18 protein-coding genes, 1 other RNA gene and 1 pseudogene are annotated in these 25,884 nt (G+C 34.4%); 10 read left to right on the forward strand and 10 right to left on the reverse strand.

Features of this window, described 5'->3' with window-relative positions; translation table 11 throughout:
• Positions 1–27: 27 nt before the first annotated feature.
• A pseudogene (locus tag HN014_RS16995) lies at positions 28–1,777 on the reverse strand (DNA polymerase III subunit gamma/tau).
• A gap of 139 nt (positions 1,778–1,916) precedes the next feature.
• On the opposite strand from HN014_RS16995, the gene rnpB reads away from it, so the two are divergent.
• An RNA gene (gene rnpB / locus HN014_RS17000) (RNase P RNA component class A) lies at positions 1,917–2,229 on the forward strand.
• 69 nt (positions 2,230–2,298) lie between these two features.
• On the opposite strand, the gene HN014_RS22750 is transcribed toward rnpB, so the two are convergent.
• Positions 2,299–7,578, reverse strand: a complete 5,280-nt coding sequence (locus HN014_RS22750) for a glycosyl hydrolase family 18 protein (protein ID WP_176030045.1) — start codon at positions 7,576–7,578, stop codon at positions 2,299–2,301.
• A gap of 550 nt (positions 7,579–8,128) precedes the next feature.
• Between HN014_RS22750 and HN014_RS17010 the strand changes: the two genes are divergently transcribed.
• The 3 genes from HN014_RS17010 (at position 8,129) to bshA (ending at position 10,914) form a co-directional block, all read left to right on the forward strand.
• Positions 8,129–8,926 (forward strand): sensor histidine kinase, encoded by a 798-nt coding sequence (locus HN014_RS17010; RefSeq protein WP_176030046.1) that lies wholly within the window; start codon positions 8,129–8,131, stop codon positions 8,924–8,926.
• Entirely contained in the window at positions 8,923–9,663 is a 741-nt protein-coding gene (locus HN014_RS17015) for a LytTR family DNA-binding domain-containing protein (RefSeq protein WP_176030047.1), read from the forward strand. Before HN014_RS17010 ends, HN014_RS17015 begins: the two co-directional genes overlap by 4 nt.
• Before the next feature lie 123 nt (positions 9,664–9,786).
• On the forward strand, positions 9,787–10,914 hold the full coding sequence (bshA, locus tag HN014_RS17020) for an N-acetyl-alpha-D-glucosaminyl L-malate synthase BshA (RefSeq protein WP_176030048.1): 1,128 nt from the start codon (positions 9,787–9,789) through the stop codon (positions 10,912–10,914).
• A 61-nt stretch (positions 10,915–10,975) separates the two neighbouring features.
• On the opposite strand, the gene HN014_RS17025 is transcribed toward bshA, so the two are convergent.
• The 3 genes from HN014_RS17025 to HN014_RS17035 form a co-directional block, all read right to left on the reverse strand.
• Positions 10,976–11,509 (reverse strand): hypothetical protein, encoded by a 534-nt coding sequence (locus HN014_RS17025; protein ID WP_176030049.1) that lies wholly within the window; start codon positions 11,507–11,509, stop codon positions 10,976–10,978.
• A 36-nt stretch (positions 11,510–11,545) separates the two neighbouring features.
• Entirely contained in the window at positions 11,546–12,025 is a 480-nt protein-coding gene (locus HN014_RS17030) for a hypothetical protein (protein WP_176030050.1), read from the reverse strand.
• 88 nt (positions 12,026–12,113) lie between these two features.
• Complete coding sequence (locus tag HN014_RS17035; protein ID WP_176030051.1) at positions 12,114–12,926, reverse strand: DUF1338 domain-containing protein; 813 nt, start codon at positions 12,924–12,926, stop codon at positions 12,114–12,116.
• Between the two features lie 163 nt (positions 12,927–13,089).
• Here HN014_RS17035 and HN014_RS17040 point away from each other — a divergent pair, with 163 nt between their 5' ends.
• The 3 genes from HN014_RS17040 (at position 13,090) to HN014_RS17050 (ending at position 17,949) form a co-directional block, all read left to right on the forward strand.
• Positions 13,090–13,572, forward strand: a complete 483-nt coding sequence (locus HN014_RS17040) for an Lrp/AsnC family transcriptional regulator (RefSeq protein ID WP_176030052.1) — start codon at positions 13,090–13,092, stop codon at positions 13,570–13,572.
• A complete protein-coding gene (locus tag HN014_RS17045; protein ID WP_254884029.1) occupies positions 13,565–16,489 on the forward strand; it encodes an FAD-binding and (Fe-S)-binding domain-containing protein in 2,925 nt (974 codons plus the stop codon). The genes HN014_RS17040 and HN014_RS17045 overlap by 8 nt, the downstream gene beginning before the upstream one ends.
• A gap of 308 nt (positions 16,490–16,797) precedes the next feature.
• Positions 16,798–17,949 carry a hypothetical protein gene (locus HN014_RS17050; protein WP_176030054.1) on the forward strand — a complete coding sequence of 384 codons (1,152 nt, stop codon included), beginning with the start codon at positions 16,798–16,800 and terminating at the stop codon, positions 17,947–17,949.
• A gap of 108 nt (positions 17,950–18,057) precedes the next feature.
• Here the strand turns inward: HN014_RS17050 and HN014_RS17055 are convergent, their stop codons facing one another.
• Positions 18,058–18,918, reverse strand: a complete 861-nt coding sequence (locus HN014_RS17055) for a UDP-2,3-diacylglucosamine diphosphatase (protein ID WP_176030055.1) — start codon at positions 18,916–18,918, stop codon at positions 18,058–18,060.
• A 319-nt stretch (positions 18,919–19,237) separates the two neighbouring features.
• Between HN014_RS17055 and aroC the strand changes: the two genes are divergently transcribed.
• The 3 genes from aroC to HN014_RS17070 all read left to right on the forward strand — a co-directional run bounded on the left by aroC (position 19,238) and on the right by HN014_RS17070 (position 22,533).
• Complete coding sequence (gene aroC, locus HN014_RS17060) at positions 19,238–20,302, forward strand: chorismate synthase (protein ID WP_176030056.1); 1,065 nt, start codon at positions 19,238–19,240, stop codon at positions 20,300–20,302.
• A 120-nt stretch (positions 20,303–20,422) separates the two neighbouring features.
• Positions 20,423–21,727, forward strand: a complete 1,305-nt coding sequence (locus HN014_RS17065; protein WP_176030057.1) for a dicarboxylate/amino acid:cation symporter — start codon at positions 20,423–20,425, stop codon at positions 21,725–21,727.
• Positions 21,728–22,350: 623 nt separating this feature from the next.
• The gene (locus tag HN014_RS17070) at positions 22,351–22,533 is read left to right on the forward strand and encodes a hypothetical protein (protein ID WP_176030058.1); all 183 of its coding nucleotides are present in this window, start codon (positions 22,351–22,353) and stop codon (positions 22,531–22,533) included.
• 47 nt (positions 22,534–22,580) lie between these two features.
• On the opposite strand, the gene HN014_RS17075 is transcribed toward HN014_RS17070, so the two are convergent.
• The 4 genes from HN014_RS17075 to HN014_RS17090 all read right to left on the reverse strand — a co-directional run bounded on the left by HN014_RS17075 (position 22,581) and on the right by HN014_RS17090 (position 25,801).
• Positions 22,581–22,997 (reverse strand): thiol-disulfide oxidoreductase DCC family protein, encoded by a 417-nt coding sequence (locus tag HN014_RS17075; RefSeq protein WP_176030059.1) that lies wholly within the window; start codon positions 22,995–22,997, stop codon positions 22,581–22,583.
• A gap of 39 nt (positions 22,998–23,036) precedes the next feature.
• Entirely contained in the window at positions 23,037–23,852 is an 816-nt protein-coding gene (locus HN014_RS17080) for a sugar nucleotide-binding protein (RefSeq protein ID WP_176030060.1), read from the reverse strand.
• A gap of 107 nt (positions 23,853–23,959) precedes the next feature.
• Positions 23,960–25,042 carry a glycine cleavage system aminomethyltransferase GcvT gene (gene gcvT / locus HN014_RS17085; RefSeq protein WP_176030061.1) on the reverse strand — a complete coding sequence of 361 codons (1,083 nt, stop codon included), beginning with the start codon at positions 25,040–25,042 and terminating at the stop codon, positions 23,960–23,962.
• A 186-nt stretch (positions 25,043–25,228) separates the two neighbouring features.
• Positions 25,229–25,801 carry a hypothetical protein gene (locus tag HN014_RS17090; protein ID WP_176030062.1) on the reverse strand — a complete coding sequence of 191 codons (573 nt, stop codon included), beginning with the start codon at positions 25,799–25,801 and terminating at the stop codon, positions 25,229–25,231.
• Positions 25,802–25,884: the final 83 nt, after the last annotated feature.

Below are 25,884 nucleotides of genomic sequence, written 5' to 3' on the forward strand. Positions count from 1 at the left end.
AGATCGGAAAGTGTGCGTGAGAAAAGATTAAATATCAAGATCAAATATGGATCTCAATTTATCAATCAATGGATTCTTTTCTCGTAGTTTTTCGTATTTGTCCTGAGGTGTAAAAGCATATCTTTTTGCCTCAGCTTCATTTACTGTTATAATTAATTCGATACTGTAATTTCTTAGTTTTTTGTAAAGATACTGCAATAATCCAGATTGAGCAGCTTCGAGATCTTCCTTCATAGAATAGTTCGGAAGTGTAAGGTGTATTTCTTTCCCTTGTAAAGTTGGCGTATTCATAGCGAACATAGACCCGACGATTCGTTCTCCTTTTTTATCTTGTAATTGACCATAATGTTTCCAGCATTTAATCATTTCTTCTTCTGTGAAATCTTCATATGGAAGGTTACTCGGGTCAATTACCTCTTCTTGCTTATTAAGGATATGTTCCTTTTTTTGTCGGATACTGTTAAGAGAAAGCCCGGATGATTTTCTGTCTTTTCTGTTTAGTAATGGAACTTTTATTTCAGGTGTTGGAGGAGAAACTGTTTTTACTTCGGTACTGTCCTCAGAAGAAACTTTATTTTCTGTAGAAGGTGCAGTGGTGGTGTGCTCAGGATCCGCTTTCTGTTTTGCTGTAGATGAACTTTTTTCTATTTCCCCATTTCTGAAAAAAGAAGGAGGAATTATATATGGCTGGTTCCTACGTATTTTTTTTTTCTCCATCCTGAGGGTTCAAGATAGAGGCTAATTGCATGAGGCATAATTCTACGAGCAATCGTTGATTTCTACTCGATTTATATTTTAAATCACAATCATTGGCAAGATCAATTCCTCGAATCAAAAAGGGGTGAGGAACTTTTTGTGATTGTTCCTGATATTTAGCTTTGGTTTGTTCTCCTACTTCTAATAATTGAATGGTAGCTGGATTTTTGCAAACTAATAAATCTCTGAAGTGAGAAGCTAAACCGGCAATAAAATGATGCCCGTCAAATCCCTGAGATAAAATATGATTGAATGTTAGTAGTAGGTTAGGAATATCATTAGAAAGGATAAGATCAGTAACTTTGAAATAAGTTTCGTAGTCTAAAACATTCAGGTTTTCAGTTACCGCTTGTCTGGTGAGGTTTTTTCCACTAAAACTGACGACTCTGTCAAAAATAGATAATGCATCTCTCATAGCACCATCTGCTTTTTGAGCAATTATCTGCAAAGCATCTTCATCTGCTTCGATTCCTTCTCTTTTTGCTACTTCCATTAAATGCATCTTAGCATCAGTAACTGTGATTCTTTTGAAATCAAATATTTGACACCGGGATAGAATGGTAGGAATTATTTTATGCTTTTCTGTTGTAGCTAAAATAAAAATAGCATGTTTAGGAGGTTCCTCCAGAGTTTTTAGAAAAGCATTAAAAGCAGCCTGAGATAACATATGTACCTCATCAATGATATATACTTTATATTTTCCAACCTGAGGAGGAATACGAACCTGGTCTATAAGACTTCGTATATCATCTACAGAGTTGTTAGAAGCAGCATCTAGCTCGAAAATATTAAAGGCAAAATCTTCATCCGGATTTTCATTACCATCCTGATTAATTGTTTTTGCCAGAATTCGGGCACAAGAAGTTTTTCCAACTCCTCTCGGACCTGTAAATAGTAGAGCTTGTGCCAAATGGTTATTGTCTATAGCATTTAGTAGCGTATTGGTTATAGCCTGTTGCCCCACAACATCCTTAAATGTTTGGGGTCTGTATTTACGTGCTGATACTATAAAGTGTTCCATCGCTACAAAGTTAAAAATTGATTGCAAAAAATAAATTTAGCACACTATATTTTCTAGCGAGTTATTAACAGTGTTGGTATTTTGCATAAAGATTTGCAGGATCGTCGTCTGATTTTATGTAATTATACTATTTTTGCGCCATGCAGATCACCTTATCGCTGTTCTGATGCTTCAGAAGAGAGGAAAGTCCGGACACCATAGCGCAGTATAGCGGGTAACGCCCGTCCGTCGAAAGACGAGGACAAGTGCAACAGAAAGAATGTACAGGTAATGCTGTAGTGAAATCAGGTAAACTCTATATGGTGCAACGTCATGTATACCGACTTTTAAGGGTTGCGCGCCCGATGTCGGAGGGTAGGCGGTTGGAGTTAACAAGTAATTGTTAATCTAGATAAATGATAAGGAGCTTTATTAATAAAGTTACAGAATCCGGCTTATGATCTGCTTTTATTTTTTTGAATATATAAAAAGAGGCTGCCTACACAGACAGCCTCTTTTTTCTTTCCTAACAATTAAAATTATTATCGCTTGATAATTTTTCCTTTAATTTTTTCCTTAGGAGCAGAAATGGTATAAAAGTATAATCCTTCTTCTAAGTTGTGGATATCAAAACTTTTTATATTTCTTCCCTGTAAAAGGGTATTGTTCTTAAAGTCTAATACACGAACTCCACTTGTGTTGAACACTTCTAATCGGAATACTGTATTTGCTTTAGTCGCATCCATAGTAATGTTTAAGGTATTTCCTTTAACCGGGTTAGGGAAGATATTTGCTTCGCTAATTAACTTGTTACTGGTTAACGCAGGAGCGGGGGTTCCAAGACCATCTAAGAAAGCTCTGTGACTACTAGAGAAAGATTGATTATTAACTAAATCCCAATTGATAGACCAAGTCATTAATCCTCTAAAGTCAGGATATGTTGCACTGGTTGTGTACTTTCTATTAGGATAAGAAACTCCATTAATCAGGTAATTAAGTGCCTGTTGTACTACTGCTTCTGGAGTGTACCCACTTCCGGCAGCTTGCGTAGTAGCAGGAAGACCTATCGCTACTTGATCTGCTCTAAGACCAGGGAATGTTAATCCGGTTTGTGCTACAGGGAATCCTGTTATAAGCATTTCTGCCATAGCAACATGGAAATCTGCAGTAGCAGGTTGATACACAACTCCGTCTTTTCCATACATAGATCCTGTGTTGTAATGTTGAACATGGATATAATCCATTTCGTTTCTCAGGCTATGAATCACAGGTAAGTAGGCTCCAAATACACCGGTATAAGTTCCGTATGCGCCTTGAACATAAGCAGTCTCCGGAGCCATACTTAATATAAAGTTAGTAGCCCCAACATTGTTTCGTACTTGCTTTGTTGCAGCAATAAGGTTCTTGATTTTTGGAGTGGTCGGATTTCTGAAATCCGTATCTCCGTTATCTAGAGACAATGAGCTTCCTTCCAGATCAATATCAAGACCATCAAAACCATAGGTATTGATTATATTGGTCATAGAAGTGATAAACTCAGAGGTCTCTGTTTGATTGTGCAATTCTACTCTTGCGTTTGCTCCTCCAATAGAGATCAATACTTTTTGACCTCTGTTTTGTAAGGTTGCAACATCATTGATAAATGCCTGTGTATCTCCTCCGTAGATTTCATATGGAGAGAATGCCATGTTTGCTGAACTTCCTGCAACAGGTTCTGCAAAAGCTACACATACAACATCCCAGTCTCTGGATACTTCACTTAATCTAGGAGTAGTAGAACTATTGTTAAAGTTATGCCAGTATCCTACCAGGATTTTACCAGGTAGCTGAGTATTTCCTCCGTCTCTTACTTTTCTAATAACAACGGCTTCTGAAGTTGCAGTATTGTTTTCATTATCTGTTGCTTTAGCAGTTAATGAATAGCTGTCCAGATTCGCACTTGTAATCGTATATGTATAAGGACTTGTTGTATCTTCTCCTAATTTATTTGTTCCATTATAAAACTCTACTTTAGTAACAGTTCCATTGGTATCAGCAGCATCTGCTGTGATATTAATAGCAGCACCAGCATTATAGTTAGATCCGTTTAGTGGAGAAGTTATTGAAACGGTTAATTCTCCTCCTCCGGTAGAACACTCTCCGGTTTTGGTCCATGCATCCTGCCAGTGATTTCCTGTTCCTGGTGCATATGCCCAAGCAGCATTAGAAGAACACCATCCTGCAATCTTACACTGATATTTTCCTCCATCATTATGTACTTCTTCTCCTTGGCTGTACTGTGTTCCCGAGACATATTGTTGGATTCCTCCACAGTCACCTCCGGTGGTTGTAGATTTTACAAGAATGCTAACAACAGCAGAGGTACCAGTAGCTCCTTTATCGTCTGTAGCAGTTGCTGTTAGGTTATAAGTACCTTCTGCAGCATTTGTGATCGTAAATGTGTAAGGGCTTGTTGTATCTTCACCCAGTTTAGTAGTTCCATTAAAGAATGCTACTTTGGTTACAGTTCCGTCACTATCAGTAGCAGTAGCAGTAATTTCGATGGTCGCTCCTTTGTCGAAAGTAGCATTATTTGCTGGAGATGTTATGTTGGCTACAGGAGGTTCGTTTGTAGGATCAATTGTCCCATCACAAGGACCAATTTTTTTCCACGGTTTACCTTCTCCTGTGTTCGAAGCAGGGTTCTGGTTTCTTGTCCACCATTTTGCCTGGTAATGATTGTTTTGGTATCTCACATCATCCCCTCCGTTATAAACTTTGTTCTCGTCCCAGATAGGGTAGTTGCTACAATTGTCTCCAGTATTTCCTGTAGTTACTTTAATAGTAACCTGAGCTTCGGATGTTTGGTTATCATTATCAGTTGCTGATACCTTGAATGTATAAGTTCCTTCTTGTGCAGGAGTCCACTTTCCAGTATATGTGCTACCTGTATTTGTTGTGCTAATGCTGGTGTTGTTAACCATAAAAGAAACATTGGTAATAGTACCATCACTGTCAGTTGCAGTAGCTGCTAAGGTTACTTCGGTTCCTACTTTTACAGAGGTATTGTTCGCTGGAGCAGTTATATTTACTACTGGAGCTATCAAATCTGGATTACAAGGGTCTCCAGAGGTAGTCTTTATTACATTTAATAAGGAATTGTTTCCGGTAGCATCCATTGATAACTCCCAAATCATGATTCCTGAAGCTCTTTCCATCGCTAATTGCGTTTTCTTTTTCATGGTTACTCTTCCGTTATAGTAGATGTTGTTAAATACATCTGCATCCGGATTAGCACCTTCGGCTAATAGGGTATTATACGCTTTGTACGGGTTTCTTCCGTAAAAAGGAACTCCTAAAACGGCTTTAGATTTAGGAAGTCCTCTTCCCAGCCAGTAATCCAGTGAGCTAACTGCATAGCTATATGGAGAGTGGTCATTACCACTAGCGTCATATGCCATGAGATTTAAGAAATCAACATCATTAAATACTTCTGTCAATATTCCATCAGCATTATACCCTAATGAAACTACAGCTGCAGTTAGTAATTTTCCTTGTGCACGTAATTTTTGTCCTAGTTCGCTCATTAATAATGCAAAGTGCTGAGGTTCGTTTCCTTCTCTTGGATATTCCCAATCCATATCAACACCATCAAGATTGTATTGAGCAACAAAATCCATTACATTATTGATAAATGCAGTTCTTGTAGTAACATTCGCGGCAAGATTTGTAAATGCAGAATCATTACCACCATTCCATCCACCGATAGCAATACACACTTTTACATTTTTGGCATGAGCCAATCGTACCATTTCTTGTAGTTTTTGTGGATTTTCTATCGCTTGTAGGCTTCCGTCACTATTAGGTAATAAGAAAGAATAATTAAGATGAGTTACCTTGTCATACTGGATTGCCTGAACACTTCCAGACCAACTAGGCATGTATCCTACTATTTTGAAATTACTATTGTTAGAACATCCGCTATCTTTTACGATTTTTACTGTTACAGCCGTAGAGGTAGTGGTGGCATTTTTATTATCAGTTGCCTTTGCAGTAAGGGTGTAATCTCCAACAGCAGGAGCATTCCAGACAAACGTATAAGGACTTGTTGTGTCTTCTCCTAATTTAGTAGTACCATTATAGAATTCTACTTTGGATACTGTTCCGTCTCTATCGGAAGCATCAGCCTGAAGTGTAATAGTTGTTCCTGCAGTAAAACTACTTCCATTGGCAGGAGAGGTGATAGAAACAGTAGGAGGAGTGTTATCATTAGGATTACTTCCATTAGCAAATACTTCATTGATTTTATTTACTAACGGAGATTTTACATCAGACCATCTTTTTAGTTTAGTTCCGAATGAAGTTACACTGCCTCCAAACTCTAAATCTCCATATACAGTCCATATAATTGTACCACCCAGACCTTCGTCATTAATAAATTGAGCTTTAATTCCGATAGATTCTTCATCGTCATAGCTTAAGAAATATTTTCCATTTACTAAATAAGGAACTTTGGCTTCATTATCCCATTTTCTAGTCCATCCACTATTAGGGTTTAGTGCTTTTTGTTTGATAAAAAAGTAATTAGGAGTTCCGTCATATACTTCTTTAGGCCAGTTGGTATAATCAGCAGCTGTAGAAATAGGACCGTCAGGTTGAACTGTTTCAGATCTTTTTACAGTTTTTACATTTAGATCGGCTGTCCCTTCTGTGATAACCCCTCTACCGTAAAATGGTGCTCCAAAACAGATTTGAGCTTTTGGTACACCTAGTTCCGTTAATTTTTGTAAGGTAGATTGCCAGTTAAAAAAAGAAACTTCAGCGCCACTATATGGATATACAGGAGCATTGTGTCCTGCAATTGTAGACCATCCTCCGTTAAAGTCGTAGGTCATCATATTAAAATAATCCATGTTATTAGCCAAAGCAGTCCAGTCAAAACCTTCTAGTTTTCTCGGATCTGCAGACATAGCAGCAGTAATCAATTTATCAGGACCAATAGCAGCTCTGATATCTTTTACTAAGTTTTCGAAATTTTTGTAATCTGCTTCTGTACCGGTAAAATTCATTCCAGGAAAAGGACCTGGGTATTCCCAGTCAAGGTCTATTCCATCAAAACCTGTAGCGATTAGTTTCTTACAGTCTTCAATGAATTTTGCCTTTTTTACAGGATCAGCAGCCATTTCAGGAAAGTGTTTACACATACTCCATCCACCGATAGATGCCATTACTTTTACACCTTTTTGGTGTGCTAGTTCAATAAGACCAGGAGCTCCTGTTTCTTTGTGCAGTGGTAATGGCAATTTACCACTTAATCCCCATGTAGGATGTGTCCAGCTATTGCCTTCAAGAGTTACTTGGAACCCTTGAGCTTCTGCACGTCTTTTAGCATCTTCATTTATGTGTTGTATCGGATCGATTTCTCCAAAAAGAATATGCATATCCCAGCTACTGTATATATCAGTAAAAAAGATATCATTAGGTTCTTGAGAAACCCCATCCTGATGTATTGCTTTATTTCTGTGGTCTCCACTGTGTAGTGAACCATCACTAGCTACTCCAAAGAAGGAATAGTTGAGAATGGTGTATTTTGAATAGTCAATATTCAAGTGTGTTAACGCTCCAGCTCCGGGCACTCCGGCTTTAGTGTTTTTCCAAGCATCCCAATTCGTAATATATCCGATGATCTGTTTTTGATGATTGGAAGTGTTTGCATTACCACCAGTATTTACTTGCGCTGATAAGGGGAAAGTCAATACTGACGTGTAAAGTAAAAACAGTAGCATTCTAAAAGATGACTTTAGATAAAGCCCCCTTTTAATTATGTGCAATAGTTTTTTCATAATTACATTGTTTAAATTAAAAAATTGAATTTGTGTTAAATAGTTAATTATTAGATATAACGTCAATGTTACTAAATTATTAAGAAGATCTAGTTTTCAGAAACTAATTAGCTAAATGGTATGAAGTTGTAGCTTTTTAGTAAATAATGCCGAAAAAATGTAGGAGTCTGGTTTTTACGTTGTTGGTATATAGTTTTTTGCGTTTTAGCTAAAAAAATGTAAAGTCAAGTTTAAATAGTTGTAAGTTTTGGCATCAAATTATGTAATCTTTTATTGTACAATAAGTTCATTTATAAATATATACGTGGTAATAAATAAGAGTAGAAAAGAATTTTTATATCATAGCCTGTTTTGGTTTATCTATTTCAGTTTAAATACATTAAGGTGGGGTAGCTATTTTGACGATTATGTGTATTCGTTTAATTCTAACTTGGTCGAATTTGCAGTTCACATTATTTTAGTGTATTTTAACTTGTATTATTTGCTACCAAGGTTGATACCCAATAGGTATTGGCAATACGTTTTTGTACTGCTGACAGCGATATTGATTATGACGCTATTGCGGATCGTACTGACCTATGAATTAGTTACTACTCATATATGGAAAGAATCAGGTAGACAGGGGGTTTCTATCTTTGATAAAAACTATGTTCTTTCTGCATATATAGGGCAGATATATGTAATAGGCTTTACTACTGCTATTAAAATGACCATTGATTATGTTAGAAACCTTAAGCGAACCAAGGAAATAGAGAATCACAATTTGGAAAATGAATTGTCGATGTTGAAATCGCAATTAAAACCTCATTTCTTCTTTAATACGTTGAATAATTTGTATTCTCTAATTCTGGAAAAATCAGATGAAGCTCCTGATACAGTTATAAAACTGTCGGAATTTATGAGCTATGTAATTTATCAGGGTAATAAAAAGAAAGTTCCATTAATTGAAGAAGTGAAATATATACGTAATTATATCGATTTAGAACGTTTGAGATTTGGAGAACGGGTAGAGGTGGAGTTCGCTATGTCTAATCAAATGGAGAGCTATAAGATTCCTCCCTTGCTTTTATTGCAATTTATCGAAAATGCATTTAAACACGGTACTTATTACGAATTAGAAAAAGTTTGGCTATATTTTGGGCTAGAAATTGACGATTCTTGGTTAATTTTTAAAACTAAAAACAAAAAAAAATGTAATAAAGAAGAAGTAAAAGACAATAAATCCCAAGGATTAGGGTTAAAAAACATGAGACGTAGATTAGGATTGTTGTTTGATGAAAATTATGAATTTGTAGTAAATGAGGATGAATCTAACTATGCTATAACTTTAAAAATCCCCCTCGAATGAAAGTCAAGTGTTTAATTATAGACGATGAACCGCTTGCCATTAATGTTATTAAGAAGCATTTGGAAAGCTTTGATAATTTTGAAGTGTTATTTACATGTAATAATGCTGTCGAAGCGTTTAACCTGCTAGCGCAGAATACGATTGATTTGGTATTTATGGATATTAATATGCCTAAAATTAATGGTATTGAATTTATTAGGAACTTAAAAGATCCTCCAATGATTATTGTCACTACTGCGTATAGAGAGTACGCAGTTGAGAGTTTTGAGCTGGACGTGGTTGATTATTTGGTAAAACCAATTTCTTTTAAGAGACTGATGAAAGCTGTTCATAAAGTAACAAGAATTATTAATGATAAATTAGAGAGTGAGGGAGGAAAATCTACATTAACTTCAGAGGAATCAACTAAAAGAAGAGAAAGCTATATTTTTGTAAAAGTAAATAAGAAAATGGTGAAGATATACTTTGATGATATCTTATACGTAGAAAGCCTGAAAGATTATGTTTCTATAAAGACGATTTATGAAGATTATATTACACATTTCAACCTTTCTGCAATAACCAAATTATTACCGAAACACTTATTTATCCGTATTCATCGTTCCTATACAATTGCCTTAAATAAAGTAAAAGTAGTAGATGGAAACTGTATACAGATAAGTGATAAAATGTTACCAATAGGACGAAACTTTGTTAAAGATGCTAAGAGTATTATTTTAAATGGTTTTGAAAATTGATGATATGATTAAAATTACTTTGAAAATTCACTTTTCTTTAATAGATCATTGATAAATTTTAATTTTTTTAACAAAATGCTATCCTAATTTTCTTGTACCTTGTGTCCAAAAGAAAATCACTATATGAAAATAGCTATCGTATGTTACCCTACTTTTGGAGGAAGTGGGGTAGTAGCTACTGAATTGGGAATTGCTTTGGCAAAACTCAATCATGAAGTTCATTTTATCACATATAAACAACCAGTACGACTCAATTTATTAAGCCCCAACATTCATTTTCATGAGGTTACTATTCAGGAATACCCGTTATTTCATTACCAACCTTATGAACTGGCATTATCTAGTAAATTGCTAGGAACTATAAAAAAGTATGATATTGATTTATTACATGTTCATTATGCAATTCCGCATGCATATGCAGGATATATGGCCAAAAAAATGTTAGAGGAAGAAGGGATTCATATTCCTATGGTTACCACATTGCATGGAACAGATATAACCCTGGTTGGAAATCATCCTTTTTATAAACCGGCAGTTACATTTAGTATTAATAATAGTGATGTAGTCACTTCTGTGTCTGAGAGCCTGAAAGAAGATACATTGCGATTGTTTGATATTACCAAGAAAATCAAAGTAGTTCCTAATTTTATAGATTCTACTACTCAGAAAACCAGTTTTACAGATTGCCAGAGAGAGCTCATGGCTACAGAAAATGAGCGAATAGTTACTCATATTAGTAACTTTAGACCAGTAAAGCGCATCAATGATGTGGTATCGATATTCTATAATATACAGAAAGAAATGCCTGCTAAGCTGTTGATGGTAGGAGATGGTCCAGAGCGATTAGGAGCAGAGCAACTATGTAGAAAATTAGGAATAAAAGACAAAGTAATTTTCTTAGGGAATAGTGATGAAATAGATAAGATTTTATGCTTTTCGGATCTCTTCTTATTGCCATCAGAAAGAGAAAGTTTTGGATTAGCAGCTTTAGAGGCAATGGTTAATAAAGTTCCTGTGATTTCTAGTAATACAGGAGGAATACCTGAGGTAAATGTACAAGGGTTTTCAGGGTACTTGAGCGATGTGGGAAATGTGGAAGAGATGTCGCAAAATGCTATTCGTATTCTCAGAGATGATGTAGTATTGGAAAAATTTAAAGAAAATGCGTTTAATCAGGCATTGAAATTTGATATTAATGAAATTGTACCGGTCTATATATCTTTGTATGAGAGTATTTTAGAAGAAGTATAAAAAATATACCATTAGTCAAAAGAGACCTTGTTTATACACAAGGTCTTCTTTTGTTTTTTTATCAAAAAATATACCTGGCAGCTACCCCAAAATTAAAAATATGATTGTCTACATCATACCCCCATCTGCTTTCGATATCATGAATATCTAAGGTAGGACGTAATCCAACAGAAATTTGAAGAGGAAAGTCGAATGTATAATCCAACCCTATATCTCCTCCGATATACAGGAAAAAACGACTATTATCTCCATCTCTGTATGTACCATTGTAATAACGGTCTTTAAAATCGATAAGTCCTATTCCTGCCCCAGGACCTACATACCAGCTTAATTTATCAACAAGTTGATAAGACCAGTGAAAGTATCCTCCTGTTCTAAAAGTGCTTACCCAGGAATTTGTTCGTAAACTCATATGAAGATCAATGCGATTTTGCTCACTAACTACCTTTTTCTGATAGGTAATTTCAGGACCAAACCCTTCATCTCCAAGAAAACTATCACTAAGTCTTATACCTATTGCATTTTGAGCAATATGCTGTGCTGATGAGTAATTAAATAAAGCACATAGTGACAGTACGAAAAGAATTTTTTTCATAATTTTTTAATTGATTGAAAATAGTTTATTGAGATATTAGAAAACATATCGAACACTCAGTCCGATATTGAAAATGATATTGTCATGATCATATTCTTTAAAGTAAATTTCAGGTTTAAAATTAGCGGCTAATTGTATAGGGAAATCAAAGTAATACTCTATTCCAAGATCCCCATTAAAAAAAAGAAAAACGTCCGTGTCAATATCTAACACAGAATGATCGACAAAAGTGATTCCGGCTCCGGGACCAACATACCAGGCAAAATTGTTAGGTAAATTAAATATCCAATGATATGTACCATTGAGTTTGAATGTATCAAATGCATTCTTGTTCTGAATCCCTATGTCTGCCTGAATTCGATTGCTTTGTGTTGTAGATTTTTGGTAGGACACTTCTGTCCAGAGATCAGTACCTCCACTTAACCGAATACCAAGACTGTGATTAGGAATGTTTTGAGCGTATATAACCGTGGCACTAAACAGTGCAAAAAAAGAGTATAAAAAGCGTAGCGCCATAAACTGAATTAATAGTGTCTTCAGATATAACGCTACAGTGTTGTTTTTAATGTAAAAAAAGATGCTTTTTTATGTTAAAAAAGAAATTTTAAGATGTTTGAAGCTTCATATCAGTACTTTCGAAGATTTTATCAGCCGAATTAGCGATAAAACCAGTAAATAATTCGTTATTCGAATCTTTATAACGATAAGCAAACTCATAATAACAAGAAGTGATTTTTTGGGGACCTTCTATAAAAGCGACTTCTACAATATCTGCTAGAATACTTGATTGTTCCAGTAATTGAGCTGCGCTTCCTTTTATCTCTCCACCTGAGGTATTCATTTTGAAACCATTTTCTTTGAGAAAAGTATTTACCGCTTCTAATGAATCAAAAGTGGCTAATTTATTGACATCTACTGTGAAATGATTAGAGCAAAAACCATTTACATACATCCATGCTGCATATTCTGATTCTTTCTTAAGCTCCTCATAAATAGAAAATGATGGGGTAGACCAGATACGCCCTTTGAGAATCAGGTTGTCTTCTGTAAATACATCAGGAGTTACTGTGTCCAATAATTGTTTTACTGTAGTCTGTAATTGCTCTGAAAATTCATTTGTTTTTAGCTGACTGATAAAAATTTTAGGGGCATTAGGATCAGTTGTATGCTCGAAATGTTTAGCGAATAATTTTTTAGCTTCAAAATGATATTCTCCTTTAGGTTCGTATCCCATAGCTAAAAAAGGCTTAGCCAAAACGTCTATATTTACACGAGGATCATCAAAAGTTCTAATAGCTATATGATCATTATATACCATATTCCCTTGTTTTTCAAAAAGTGTTTTTACTTTTTGAGCAGAAGGAGTTTTATCAGAGTATTGTTTCCAAAGTTCTTCAAAAAAAACAGAAGAGGCCATAATAGAATTGTTTTTATGTTTAGAACAAAATTACTAGTTTTGACCATTCAAACATGAATATTGAATCACTTTAATTGATTTATCGATTGTTTTATGTCAAAATAATTTAAGGTGAAATAATAATAATGTTTTTGAAATAAAAACATCTAAAAAGAGAGAGTTTATGAATCATTTTGATTACGTTGATCAACAAATATTGCTTCAGATCAGGGAAGATGCGAGAAAACCTTTTTCTCAAATAGCGGAAGAACTAAAGATATCCAATTCATTGGTTCATCAGCGAATTAGGAAATTAAAGCAACAGGGGGTTATCCAAAAGGCTGAATTTGTGGTTGATGAAAAGCAAATAGGGTTCAAAACAAAATCATATGTAGGGATTCGATTAAGAGAAGCGAGGTATGCAGAAGAGGTTGTCAAAGGCTTGCAGGAAATTCCTCAGGTATTAGAGTGTAATTATGTTTCCGGTTATTATGCTATTTTTATATTAGTTTTTGCATATGATAATCAGCATTTGAGAAAGATTCTTTACGAACAAATTCACAAAATTGATGGTGTGGCAGGAACAGATAGTTTTATTTGTTTTGATACAAATTTTAAAAGACCAATTCCATTGGATTACCTAACAAAGAATGCAGCGAATGAATAAAGATCAAAAATGGTCAGAACTTCAAAAATCTCTTAAAGGAGAACTACATACGGATAGTCTGACAAGAACCTTGTATGCTACAGATGCATCAGTATATAGGAGAATTCCTGCCGCAGTTGTCTATCCCAAAGATACTGAAGATATACAAGCGATTATTTCTTTTGCAACCACATATAAAGTAGGAGTGATTCCCCGAACAGCAGGAACATCTCTGGCGGGGCAGTGTGTAGGAGAAGGGATTGTAGTAGATGTGTCCAGATACTTTACAGAGATTATAGCAGTTGATACAGACAAAAAGCAAGTAATCGTACAGCCTGGAGTTATCAGGGATGATCTCAATAGGTTTCTAAAGCCATTTGGTCTTTTTTTTGGTCCAAACACTTCTACTTCCAATCGCTGTATGATTGGAGGAATGGTAGGTAATAATAGTAGTGGAACCACTTCTATTCAATATGGAGTTACTAGGGATAAGGTAGTTGAGATAAAAGCTATTTTATCTAATACAGAGGAAGTAACCTTTTCATCTATAACTAAAGAAACATTTCATGCAAAACGGACTTTAGATTCTCTGGAAGGGAAAATCTATGATCATTTATATCACGAATTAATACCACAAAGAGTACAAGCACAGATAGCAGAAGGTTTTCCTAAAAAAGAAATTCACCGGAGAAGTACCGGATATGCTATAGATGAAATAATCGATTCGGAAGTTTTTAAAGAAGAGGAAGATACTCTTTTTAATATGTGTAAGTTATTATCTGGGAGTGAAGGAACTCTGGCTTTTACAACAGAAATTACATTGCAACTGGATGAGTTACCCCCTGTAAATTCTTTAATGATTGCCGCTCATTTTAGGACAATAGAAGATTGTTTACAGGCAGTAGCTCCTGTAATGAAGCATCCGTTATTTACCTGTGAGATGATGGATAAGACAATTTTAGATTGTACAAAGAATAATAAGGAACAGGTAAAAAATCGTTTCTTTATAGAAGACGACCCTAAAGCTATTTTAATGTTAGAATTGCGTTCTGATAATGATGATCTATTAGAAGAGCAAAAGAGGGCACTGCTAACGACACTGGAAATGTCTGGATTAAGTTATGCAAACCCTATTTTGTATAACAAAGAAATAGATCAGGCATTGGAGTTGAGAAAAGCAGGTTTAGGGCTTTTGGGAAACATTGTTGGAGACAAAAAAGCAGTTGCCTGTATAGAAGATACAGCAGTAACCTTATCAGACCTATCGGATTATATTTTGGATTTTACCAAATTGATGAAATCCTATGGTCAGGAAGCAGTTTATTATGCACATGCAGGAGCAGGAGAATTACACCTGCGACCGATACTTGATTTGAAAAAAAAGGAGGATGTTGTTCTTTTTAAAAAAATAACAGATGATGTTGCTGCTTTAGTAAAAAAATATGGAGGTTCTATGAGTGGAGAACACGGTGATGGAATTGTAAGAGCAGCTTATATCCCGTTTATGATAGGAGAAGATAATTTTCAAATTTTACAAAGAATAAAAAAGACATTTGATCCCCATTCAATTTTTAATCCAGGAAAAATAGTCAATGCTTATCCGATGGATGAAAAATTGCGTTATGAAGTTGACCGAAAAGAACCTGAAATAACAACTTTATTGGATTTTACAGATTCATTAGGGATTTTGAGGGCAGCAGAAAAATGTAATGGAAGTGGAGATTGTAGAAAATCAGTAGAAGCAGGAGGGACGATGTGTCCAAGTTATAAAGCTACTAAGGAAGAAAAAGATACGACGAGAGGGAGAGCTAATACATTAAGAGAAATTTTAACCAATAGTCAGAAACCAAATGCATTTGATCATGAAGAGTTAAAAGAAGTATTTGACCTGTGTTTGAGCTGTAAAGGCTGTGCCAGTGAGTGTCCTTCTAATGTGGATATAGCGGCTTTTAAAGCAGAATTTTTATATCAATATCAACAGGAACACGGAACATCAATAAGAACGAAATTATTCGCTTATAACAATCAGTTAAATACCATAGGAAGGATTCTTCCGGGATTAACGAATTTCTTTTTTTCTAATAAGATTACTGCTGGAATCCTTAAAAATGTAATGGGAGTTGCTTCAGCCAGATCACTTCCTTTACTCAGTAAAAAAACAGTAAAACAGTGGTGTAAAGAGAATTTGTCTTCATTACAACCTGCTAAGGAGAAAAGAAATGTATTCCTGTTTTTGGATGAATTTATAGATCAGTTAGATGCACAAATCGGAATTGATGCAATTGAATTACTGACGCAATTGGGATATAAAGTAACAGTGGTAGACCATAAAGAAAGCGGACGTTCTTTTATCTCAAAAGGATTGTTAAAGCAGGCCAAAAAAATAGCAAATCACAATATTGAACTATTTTCTGATTTGGTAACAGAAGATAGCCCTTTAATAGGAATTGAACCTTCAGCGATATTGAGTTTTAGGGATGAATATCTACGATTAGCAGATGATAAAGATAAAGCAGAAACACTAGCGAAGAATGTGAGGACTATTGATGAATTTATCTCATCGGAAATAAATAATGGATCCATTAAAAATACACAGTTCACTACCAAAAAAGAAGTGATTAAGTTACATGGGCATTGTCATCAAAAAGCATTGTCCAATGTGTTATCTAGCTTTAGCTTATTGAATATTCCTAAAAATTATAAAGTGACAGTGATTCCTTCCGGATGTTGTGGAATGGCAGGATCATTTGGGTATGAAAAAGAACATTATACGCTAAGTATGCAGGTAGGAGAACAAGTATTATTTCCTGCAATTAGAAAAACAGAAAAAGACACTATTATTGCAGCAGTAGGAACTAGTTGTAGACATCAAATTAAAGATGGAACCAATAAAGAAGCATTGCACCCGGTTACGATTCTTAGAAGAGCTTTACTTTAATTGTTATCTCTTTGTTAATTATAGATAAAAAACATAGATATTTTGTTAAAATGTGTTTTTTGTCTATATTTTTTGGTGTTTTGTCGATTAAATAATGAAAAGTGTTATATTGCATCTGGTTTTATTTATCGAATAGGTTATCTTATAAATCAGTATTCTTTTCGGTAAAATACCGTTAGAAGAATAGTGGTTTATTTTTATAAAGTTACTTGTATAACGATCTGATTTTTTGATTGTTTCTGAAAGTGTATTATACGTAACTCATTTGAATAAATCCTCTTTTCTTACATATCCCAAAACTATCAACTATGAAAAGAACCATATGCCTTTTTTCTCTTGTTTTGTATCTAAGTCAGATTACTGCTCAGGTTGATGCAGATGCTTTATTTGTACTGCCAAGTGTTTCTTCGGTAGAAATGACTACTGTGACTACTCCGAAGGAAGGATCACTGGTGTATAACCAAGATGATAAAATGATGTATGAGTATGATGGAAGTTCTTGGGTACCGATTAATAGAGGAGATGAGACAAAAGTAGTCGCAGATGATAATATAGTAATTACCGGTTCGGGAACTACTGCAGATCCTTATAGAATTCGGTCAGTTCCGGCAACTTTGACCGAAAATGCAGATGGAACTTATACATTTTCTAATGGTGTTGATCCAGATGTGACAATCACCTTTGCGTATATAGGAAATGTTCCTATTGTATCTCAGTCATCAGCGACAGGAGGATGTTCCAATAAGTTCGAACCTAATGAAACCAGAGATGTTATTATTCAGGGAGATTACTTTGATGGGAGTGCTTCGGTAACGATCGTTGGACAAACAGTAAATTCTGTAACGGTCAATAGTATTAATCAAATTACTGCCAATGTTACTTCAGGAGCAACGACAGGAGATTTTGATATTCAGGTGACTACAAATGCAGGAACAGGTACATTGACGAACGGATTTAGTGTCAAAACAGCATTAGTTACGAATGTATTTGCTGCAGGAGATATCACATTGTCCAACCAAATGTCATATACAGGAGGTGTATTAGATAGAGTTGTAAGTGCTGGATGGAACCAGCAGGGATATTCTACGGTTCATTCTATCCCGGCAGGAGGAGAAGGACATCTTAATTTTGTTTCAGGACCCAGTAATCGATATCGAATGATAGGATTAAATAGTGACCCGGCTACAAATGCGTCCTATAATACAATAGATTATGCTATTTATTTAGTTGCAAATAGCAGGGTTTATGTTTATGAGAATGGAGCTTATAGAGGGAATTTTACAACCTATGTAGCAGGAGATAATTTTGAAATATACGTAGCATGTAGTGGATTAGTTACTTATGCCAAGAATGGAACTGTTTTTTATACATCATCTATTAGTGCTTCAGGAGATTTGTACTTTGACTCTTCTTTTTATAGTAATAATGGAAATGTCTCTGGTTTGTCAATCTCTAATTAAGAATAAAATTATTTTTTTCGTATATTCAGTACTCTTTTTATAGTACTAAAAACAACAACAGGTATTTATTTTTTTATAAAGAAAATAAATGCCTGTTTTATGTTTACTTTATTTTGAAGAAATAAATGACTCTAACATTTTGTACTCCAAAGCGAATGAAGCTTTAAGTTTTTCCTTCTCTTGTAGAAACTCTTCCTCTTTTTCTTCTTCGACAAGCGGTTCTATTTTTTCTTTTTGATAATGGACTAAATTCCAGGTTTTATTGTCGTATTCTAATGCAGTGAGATTTTCTACCCAATCTCCGGAATTCAGATAAATACAGGAACCATTTTTGGTTCTGTATTCTTTCATTTGTGGTTGATGAATATGTCCGCAAATGACAAAATGGTACTGATTATCAATAGCTAATTCTGCAGCAACTTGCTCAAAATCATTAATATATTTGACTGCTTTTTTTACACTATTTTTTATTTTTTTAGAGAGGGAAAACTTTTCTTTTCCCATTTTTACCAAAAACCAATTTATGGATTGATTCATAAGAATAAGTATGTCATATCCCCATCCACCCAGTTTAGCAAGCCATTTTGCGTTTTGAATAGAAGCATCAAAAACATCTCCGTGAAAAATCCATGCTTTTTTGTCATCCAGCTCCAAGACTAATTTATCTACAAGTTTAAAATCTCCCATTTGGACATCACTAAACTTTCGAAGCATTTCATCATGGTTGCCTGTAACATAGATTACTTCAGTACCTTTTGACGCTAAAGTGATTATCTTTTTTATAACCTTGAGATGTTGTTTCGGGAAATAACGTTTTCTAAACTGCCATATATCTATAATATCCCCATTTAGTATAAGTGTTTTTGGCTGAATGGTATTTAGGTAATTGAGAAGTTCCTTCGCTTGGCATCCAAAGGTACCGAGATGTACATCTGAAATAATTACGAGTTCGACGTGACGTTTTTTCATACAGAGCAAAGTACGTGAGCATACCTTAAAAACAGATTACCAAAATATAAGGATATTGTTAGGGTGATATTAATATTTTGATGAATGCAGATGGTCAGACCTTCAGAATGTTATTTGTACACAGGGAAGAAGTAATATGATAGTTCGAATAAAAAGTCATTGATTTTTTTGTAATAAACAGTACATCAGAGCAATGAATTATAAAAGAAAACAGGTAGTTATTTTTAAAACCATAAATTTTCTAATTAAAGGGTGATTTATCCATAATAAGAGTGTAGTTTTTATAGATTACATTTACATTTGTTAAAAATTGTTAGTAATGGCAGGAAACACTTTTGGAACCTTGTTTAAGGTAACTACTTTTGGAGAATCTCATGGAATTGCAATAGGAGGGATAATCGATGGTTGCCCGGCAGGAGTTTCTATAGACTTAGAATTCATACAAGCAGAATTAGATAGGAGAAAACCTGGGCAATCCGCAATTGTGACTCAGAGAAAAGAACCTGATACGGTAGAATTTTATTCAGGAATTTTTGAAGGAATTACTACAGGTACACCTATTGGATTTGTGATAAAAAATGCAAACCAAAAATCAAAAGATTATTCTCATATAAAAGATTCTTTCAGGCCTTCTCATGCAGACTATACCTATGATAAAAAATACGGAATACGCGACTATAGAGGAGGGGGACGTTCTTCTGCCAGGGAAACAGCATGTAGAGTGGTTGCAGGAGCAATTGCCAAACAGGTGCTAACAAATCTAAAATTTAATGCATATGTGAGTCGAGTTGGAAATATTGATATCGATAAAGACTATACAACATTAGATTTATCATTAACAGAAAGTAACATTGTTCGTTGTCCAGATGTAGAAAAAGCTGCAGAAATGGAGCAGTATATTAAACAAATCAGAAAAGAAGGAGATACTGTAGGAGGTGTGGTTAGTTGTGTTATTTCTGGGGTGCCAATAGGGTTAGGAGAACCGGTATTTGACAGGTTGCATGCAGCCTTAGGGAAAGCAATGTTATCGATTAATGCAGTAAAGGGGTTTGAATATGGAAGCGGTTTTGAAGGAGCTAAACTAAAAGGAAGCCAACATAACGACCTTTTTAATGAAGATGGATCCACTAAAACAAATCTCTCTGGAGGAATTCAAGGTGGGATCTCTAACGGCATGGACATCTATTTTAATGTAGCGTTTAAACCTGTGGCGACTATTATGCAAGATCAGCAAACAATCGATAAAGAAGGGAATATTGTCACTATGCAAGGAAAAGGAAGACATGATCCCTGTGTGGTTCCCAGAGCAGTTCCGATTGTAGAAGCTATGGCAGCTTTGGTATTGGTTGATTATTGGTTGATTAACAGAGCAGCAAAAAAATAAGAAATAATCCTAATAATAGAATATTGCGGTAATCTTAAAAAAAGGTTACCGCTTTTGTTTTTTAATTTATATCTTGAACGCTGTTTTTACAAAAAAATAATAAATCGATAACAAAATTATATGAAAAAACTGGCATTACATTGGCAGATTTTAATAGGAATGGCTTCGGGAGTTTTATTTGCTATTCTATTATCCAGATATAGTTGGGGAGCGGACATTATTAAAGATTGGATAAAACCTTTTGGTACCATTTTTATAAATGCACTAAAATTGATAGCGGTTCCTCTTATTTTAGCCTCATTGATTAAAGGAGTTTCTGATCTTAAAGATATCTCTAAATTATCTAAAATGGGAGGGAGGACAATCGGAACCTATATTATGACAACCATTATTGCGGTTAGTATCGGATTGTTAGTTGTTAATATAGTGAAACCCGGAAATACGATTACAGATCAAACAAGAAATCAGTTGATCGAAAGTTATAAAGGGGATGCAGGGAGTAAAATAGCCGCAGCAGAAAAACAAAAAAGTGCAGGTCCTCTACAAGCATTGATAGATTTAGTACCTGATAATATAATAAAAGCATCCGGAGACAATAGAAATATGCTTCAGGTGATTTTCTTTGCTATCTTTTTTGGGATTGGATTAATTCTGATACCAGAAGAAAAAGCACGACCTGTCAAAGCATTTTTTGATGGCTTTAATGAAGTGATTCTCAAAATGATTGATTTGATTATGTTGGTCGCACCTTATGGAGTTTTTGCTCTTTTAGCAGCACTTGTTGTCGAATCTCCCAGTACAGATTTGTTTAAAGCACTCGCACTCTATGCAATATGTGTTGTCGTTGGTTTGTTATTGATGATTGGGGTATATATCTTTTTTGTATGGGTAGTTACTAAAAGACCTCCGATTTCTTTTATTAATGGAATCTCTCCAGCCCAATTATTAGCCTTTTCGACTAGCTCCAGTGCAGCTACATTGCCTGTGACAATGGAACGGGTAGAAGAGCACCTGGGAGTAGAAAAAGAGGTGACTAGTTTTGTCCTGCCAATCGGAGCAACTATCAATATGGATGGGACAAGTTTATATCAGGCTGTAGCAGCAGTTTTTATAGCACAGGCCTTCGGAATGGATTTATCATTTACTACTCAACTGGGAATTATTGCCACAGCAACATTAGCATCTATAGGTTCTGCCGCTGTACCAGGAGCAGGAATGGTTATGTTAGTGATAGTATTGGCACAAGCAGGAATCCCGGAAGCAGGTTTAGCATTGATTTTTGCTGTAGATCGTCCTTTGGATATGTGCAGGACAACTGTTAATGTTACAGGAGATGCTGCTGTATCTATGATAGTCGCAAAATCAGTAGGGAAATTAGGCGAACCCAATGTCAAAAATTGGGATGATAATTACCAGGAAAAATAATTGATAATTTGACGCAACGCATTCGAAACATTTGAATCTAATAGTAAATTGCCTCAGTGGAAATACGGGAGGTATTCTATTATGAAATGAATTTTACGTTCGAGAGAATTTCTATAAAGATCATATCTCGGCTGGAGTTAAAGTAAAAATGTTTTGAAATGAGAGACTCTTATTTAGTTTTTTTAATTCTTTTTTCAATTTTATTAATTATTAGTGTTTTTAATGGAGATGAGGATATTAATGAATATGTATAAATAGTAAATAAACGTTGACCTAACTTTTTATGAGTGCTTATAATTAAGTATGAATAAGGAATTATGAGTTATAGTAAAAAAGCATATAAAAAAGCTTCTGGAATTATTCAGAAGCTTTTTTTGAGCGGGGTGATAAACATTTCTTAAAGAAAATTATTTGTGTATTATAAAAACGTTTTTTCTTGATCTTAAATAGTTGATAATCTGTGTGTAAAGATGTTGAAAAAGGTGTTTTTTACGGTTTCTTACAGAAAATCAATTGAAAAAAGGGGGAAAACCCCTATTTTATTTTAGTCCAACTCCCCTTAACTTGCGGTATAAATTAGCATACTTTTGAATAAAGATTTACAGACTCTTAAACATAAAACCATGAAAAGACTATTTTTACCCTTAGTGTTACTGACGGTAGCAGTTATCTGCCTCAGTGTAGTACATATAGATAATGTCAATAAGATAAATACCGAATCAGAGAAATTGCGAAAAAAGTATCAAATAAAATCGGGAGAGCAACAAGTAAATAAAATAGAAACCATTGATGCAGAAGAAAGCTAAGTAGACAATTTTAGACAACCGTCTTATAACCAACCAATCTTTCCTTTTTAATTGTCTATAAATAATGCCTTTAACTGCGGCGTAGGTATCATACAAGAATTTTTCTTTCCAAACCACTTATACCTGTTTTTAGCAATCACATCATACACCCAATCTCTAAAAAACTTCGGTAAAATAATACCAGCGTAGATTAATGGATATGCTCCGGATAAATGTTTAGCAATATGAAGTGCAGCAGAAGATTTATGATAATAAGCCACTCCGGGATCAATAAGCAGAATAGAATCCAGTTTAGTGGCATCGATATTACGCTCTTTGGCTAACTGAATTCCTATATCACTTTGTAGCGATGCATATCTAAACATATCATTTTTATCATGCTTAATGATAAAATTTACCGCATTATTACAAAGGTTACAAACCCCGTCAAAAAGTATAATTTTTTTATCGTTTGGAATAGCCATATTCTATCTGTGTAAAAGTACTATAAAGATACGAATTATTTATTTCAAAAGCGAAGCATTTATAACTTGCTGAATCGTGTTGATCAGGTTTTTAGGAAGCATGTTATCTTTAGGAAGTACAGCCAGGTATCGATCATCATTTGAATCAAATACTTGCTTGAAAACAGGGGTATTTAATCCGAGAAAATCACAAATTTCTTTAATCAGATCATAATGATAGGTAAGGTCCTTACTACCCAGGTGGAATATTCCTTTTTTGTTTCTGTTTATTATATAGTGGAGTTGTTGCGTGAGTTTATTAATTGAGGTAGCATTGATAATTACATTAGGAAAAACTTCAATAGGAACATTAAACTCATGTTGCTGTTTTAATAGGTCTATTCTAGGGCTCCCAGCTCCGAAAATCATAGGGATCCGTGCAATTGTATGAATATTATTAGGCAATCGCATGATGGCATTTTCTACTTTTATTTTATAACGCCCATAAATGCTGTCACTCAATGTTTTGTCAAACTCATAAGAAGGATAATTCGTAAAAGAGTCAAAGACATTAGCACTCGATAGAAAGATAAATTTGCAATTGTTTTTTTGAAGCCAAAATAGAATTTTTAAGTGAGTTTCCCAGAGTGAATTGAAATTTCCTCTGATGGCAGATATAAGCACTGTAGGTTTAAGGCTATCAAGCAGGATTGTAATATCCTCTTTTTCTATGTCTAGCTGAAAAAATTTTTGATTCTTATCATAGAAACTATTATCTGTACAATAAGTAGCATATGTATCATAATATGGACAGAGCTCTTTGTATAAAGCATTGCCTATAAAACCACTACCTCCTATAATAAGAATACGTTTCAAAAATATTAGATTTAATAACAAAAAAGAAGTTTCGAGAATACTGAATATGCTTCTTTCTTCTCGAAACTTACTAAAATACGATTATATTTATAACAAGAATTTGTTAATTAGCCTTTGTAAAAAGGAAGTTTAACAACCGTTGCAGGAACTACTTTTTTTCTTATTTGAATATTTACTTTACTTCCTGCTGCCGATAATGATTTAGGGACATATCCGAGTCCAATTCCTTTTTCCAGAGAAGGAGACATAGTTCCAGAAGTAACTTCTCCAATAGCACTACCATCAGCGTCAACAATGTCATACCCTTGTCTTGGAATCCCTTTTCCATCCAATTCAAAAGCTACTAATTTTCTGGAAACACCTTCTTCTTTTTGTTTAGCTAAAGCTTCTGAATTAACGAAGTCTTTAGAGAATTTAGTAATCCATCCTAATCCAGCTTCTAAAGGAGAAGTAGTGTCGTTAATATCATTACCATATAAGCAGTAACCCATTTCCAGACGTAAGGTGTCTCTTGCTGCTAATCCTATAGGTTTGATACCGTATGTTGCTCCCGCTTCAAATACCTTGTCCCATACTTGTTTTACGTCTTTGTTTTTACAGTAAATTTCAAAACCACCACTACCTGTATATCCGGTTGCAGAGATGATGATATCTTTAATTCCGGCAAATTCATTCACTTCAAAAGTGTAAAATTTCATGTTTGTTAAATCTACAGAAGTTAACGATTGCATTGCTTCTGCAGCTTTAGGTCCTTGGATAGCTAATAAGGAGTACTCTTCCGACAGATCACTCATTTCTGCTCCCATTGTATTAAATTGACTAATCCAGTTCCAGTCTTTTTCTATATTAGAGGCATTGACAACTAATAAATATTCTTCTTCAGATTTTCTGTAAACAATAAGATCGTCTACAATTCCTCCTTTATCGTTTGGTAAGCAACTGTATTGTGCTTTTCCATCGACCAATTTAGACGCATCATTAGAAGTAACTTTTTGAATGAGTTCTAAAGCGTTAGGACCTTTAATTGAAAATTCTCCCATATGAGACACATCAAAAACTCCAACGCCATTACGAACAGTTTCATGTTCTATATTGACACCTTCGTATGAAACAGGCATATTATATCCTGCAAACGGCACCATTTTAGCACCTAAGGCAATGTGAGTTTCTGTCAATGCAGTATTTTTCATGTTGTTGAGATTTTATAACTTATTTATTGTCTGTCAAAAATTTATTGCCGAAAGTAGCAAACTTTGTATTGCTATACAATCCTTTTTATGCTTAATACACAAAATATCAATAGTTGTATAATATGATACATTTTTACAAAAACAATGATAGGATAATAACCACGAATAAAATGATAGTAAATCCCTTTATTTACAGGGGGTAATGGGAGTTATATGTTCTAGGGTACTCCATATTTTATGATTGATATGTTGGGGGGATACATTAAACTTTATGTAGTGTTTTTTGATAGTTGGACAATAAGAGTGTGTTACTATCAGGTTTAATTTGATATTCTTTTTTGTGATAAAAGCATCATGAGTAAGTACTTTTCCTATGTAGGTGTGTTCATCTACTTTTTCAAAAAAAGCATTGGTTTTCTGCTTATCTAGTTTATCAGGTGATACCATGTCCATTAACCCAAAAAAGTAAGAGGCCATTTCTGTTTCTAATTTTTTTGCAGAGAGTTTCGGGTTTTCATTGAGAGCCCATAAAAATGTATAGGAAAAGTATTCCATGGATTGGGCATCTTTCCAGCCTGGAGCAAATCGGATGTCCGAAATTCCTGTATATTTTAGATCTGGAGCAAACTCAAAAGGAAACTCCAAAGTTTCTGTTTTCCAGTTAGTTGGGGTCGATAATAAATGTGATGGGTTTTGTTCTTTGCATTGAATGAATAAAGTAACAATACAGATAAATGGTATAATTTTTGAAGTTGACATGTATGACGATATTATTTATTATAAAATAAAAGTACTAAATTGTAGTATTATTTTATTCTTTTATAAATTTGTATCTTAAAAAA

This window comes from Aquimarina sp. TRL1 (assembly GCF_013365535.1).
Taxonomy (GTDB): domain Bacteria; phylum Bacteroidota; class Bacteroidia; order Flavobacteriales; family Flavobacteriaceae; genus Aquimarina; species Aquimarina hainanensis.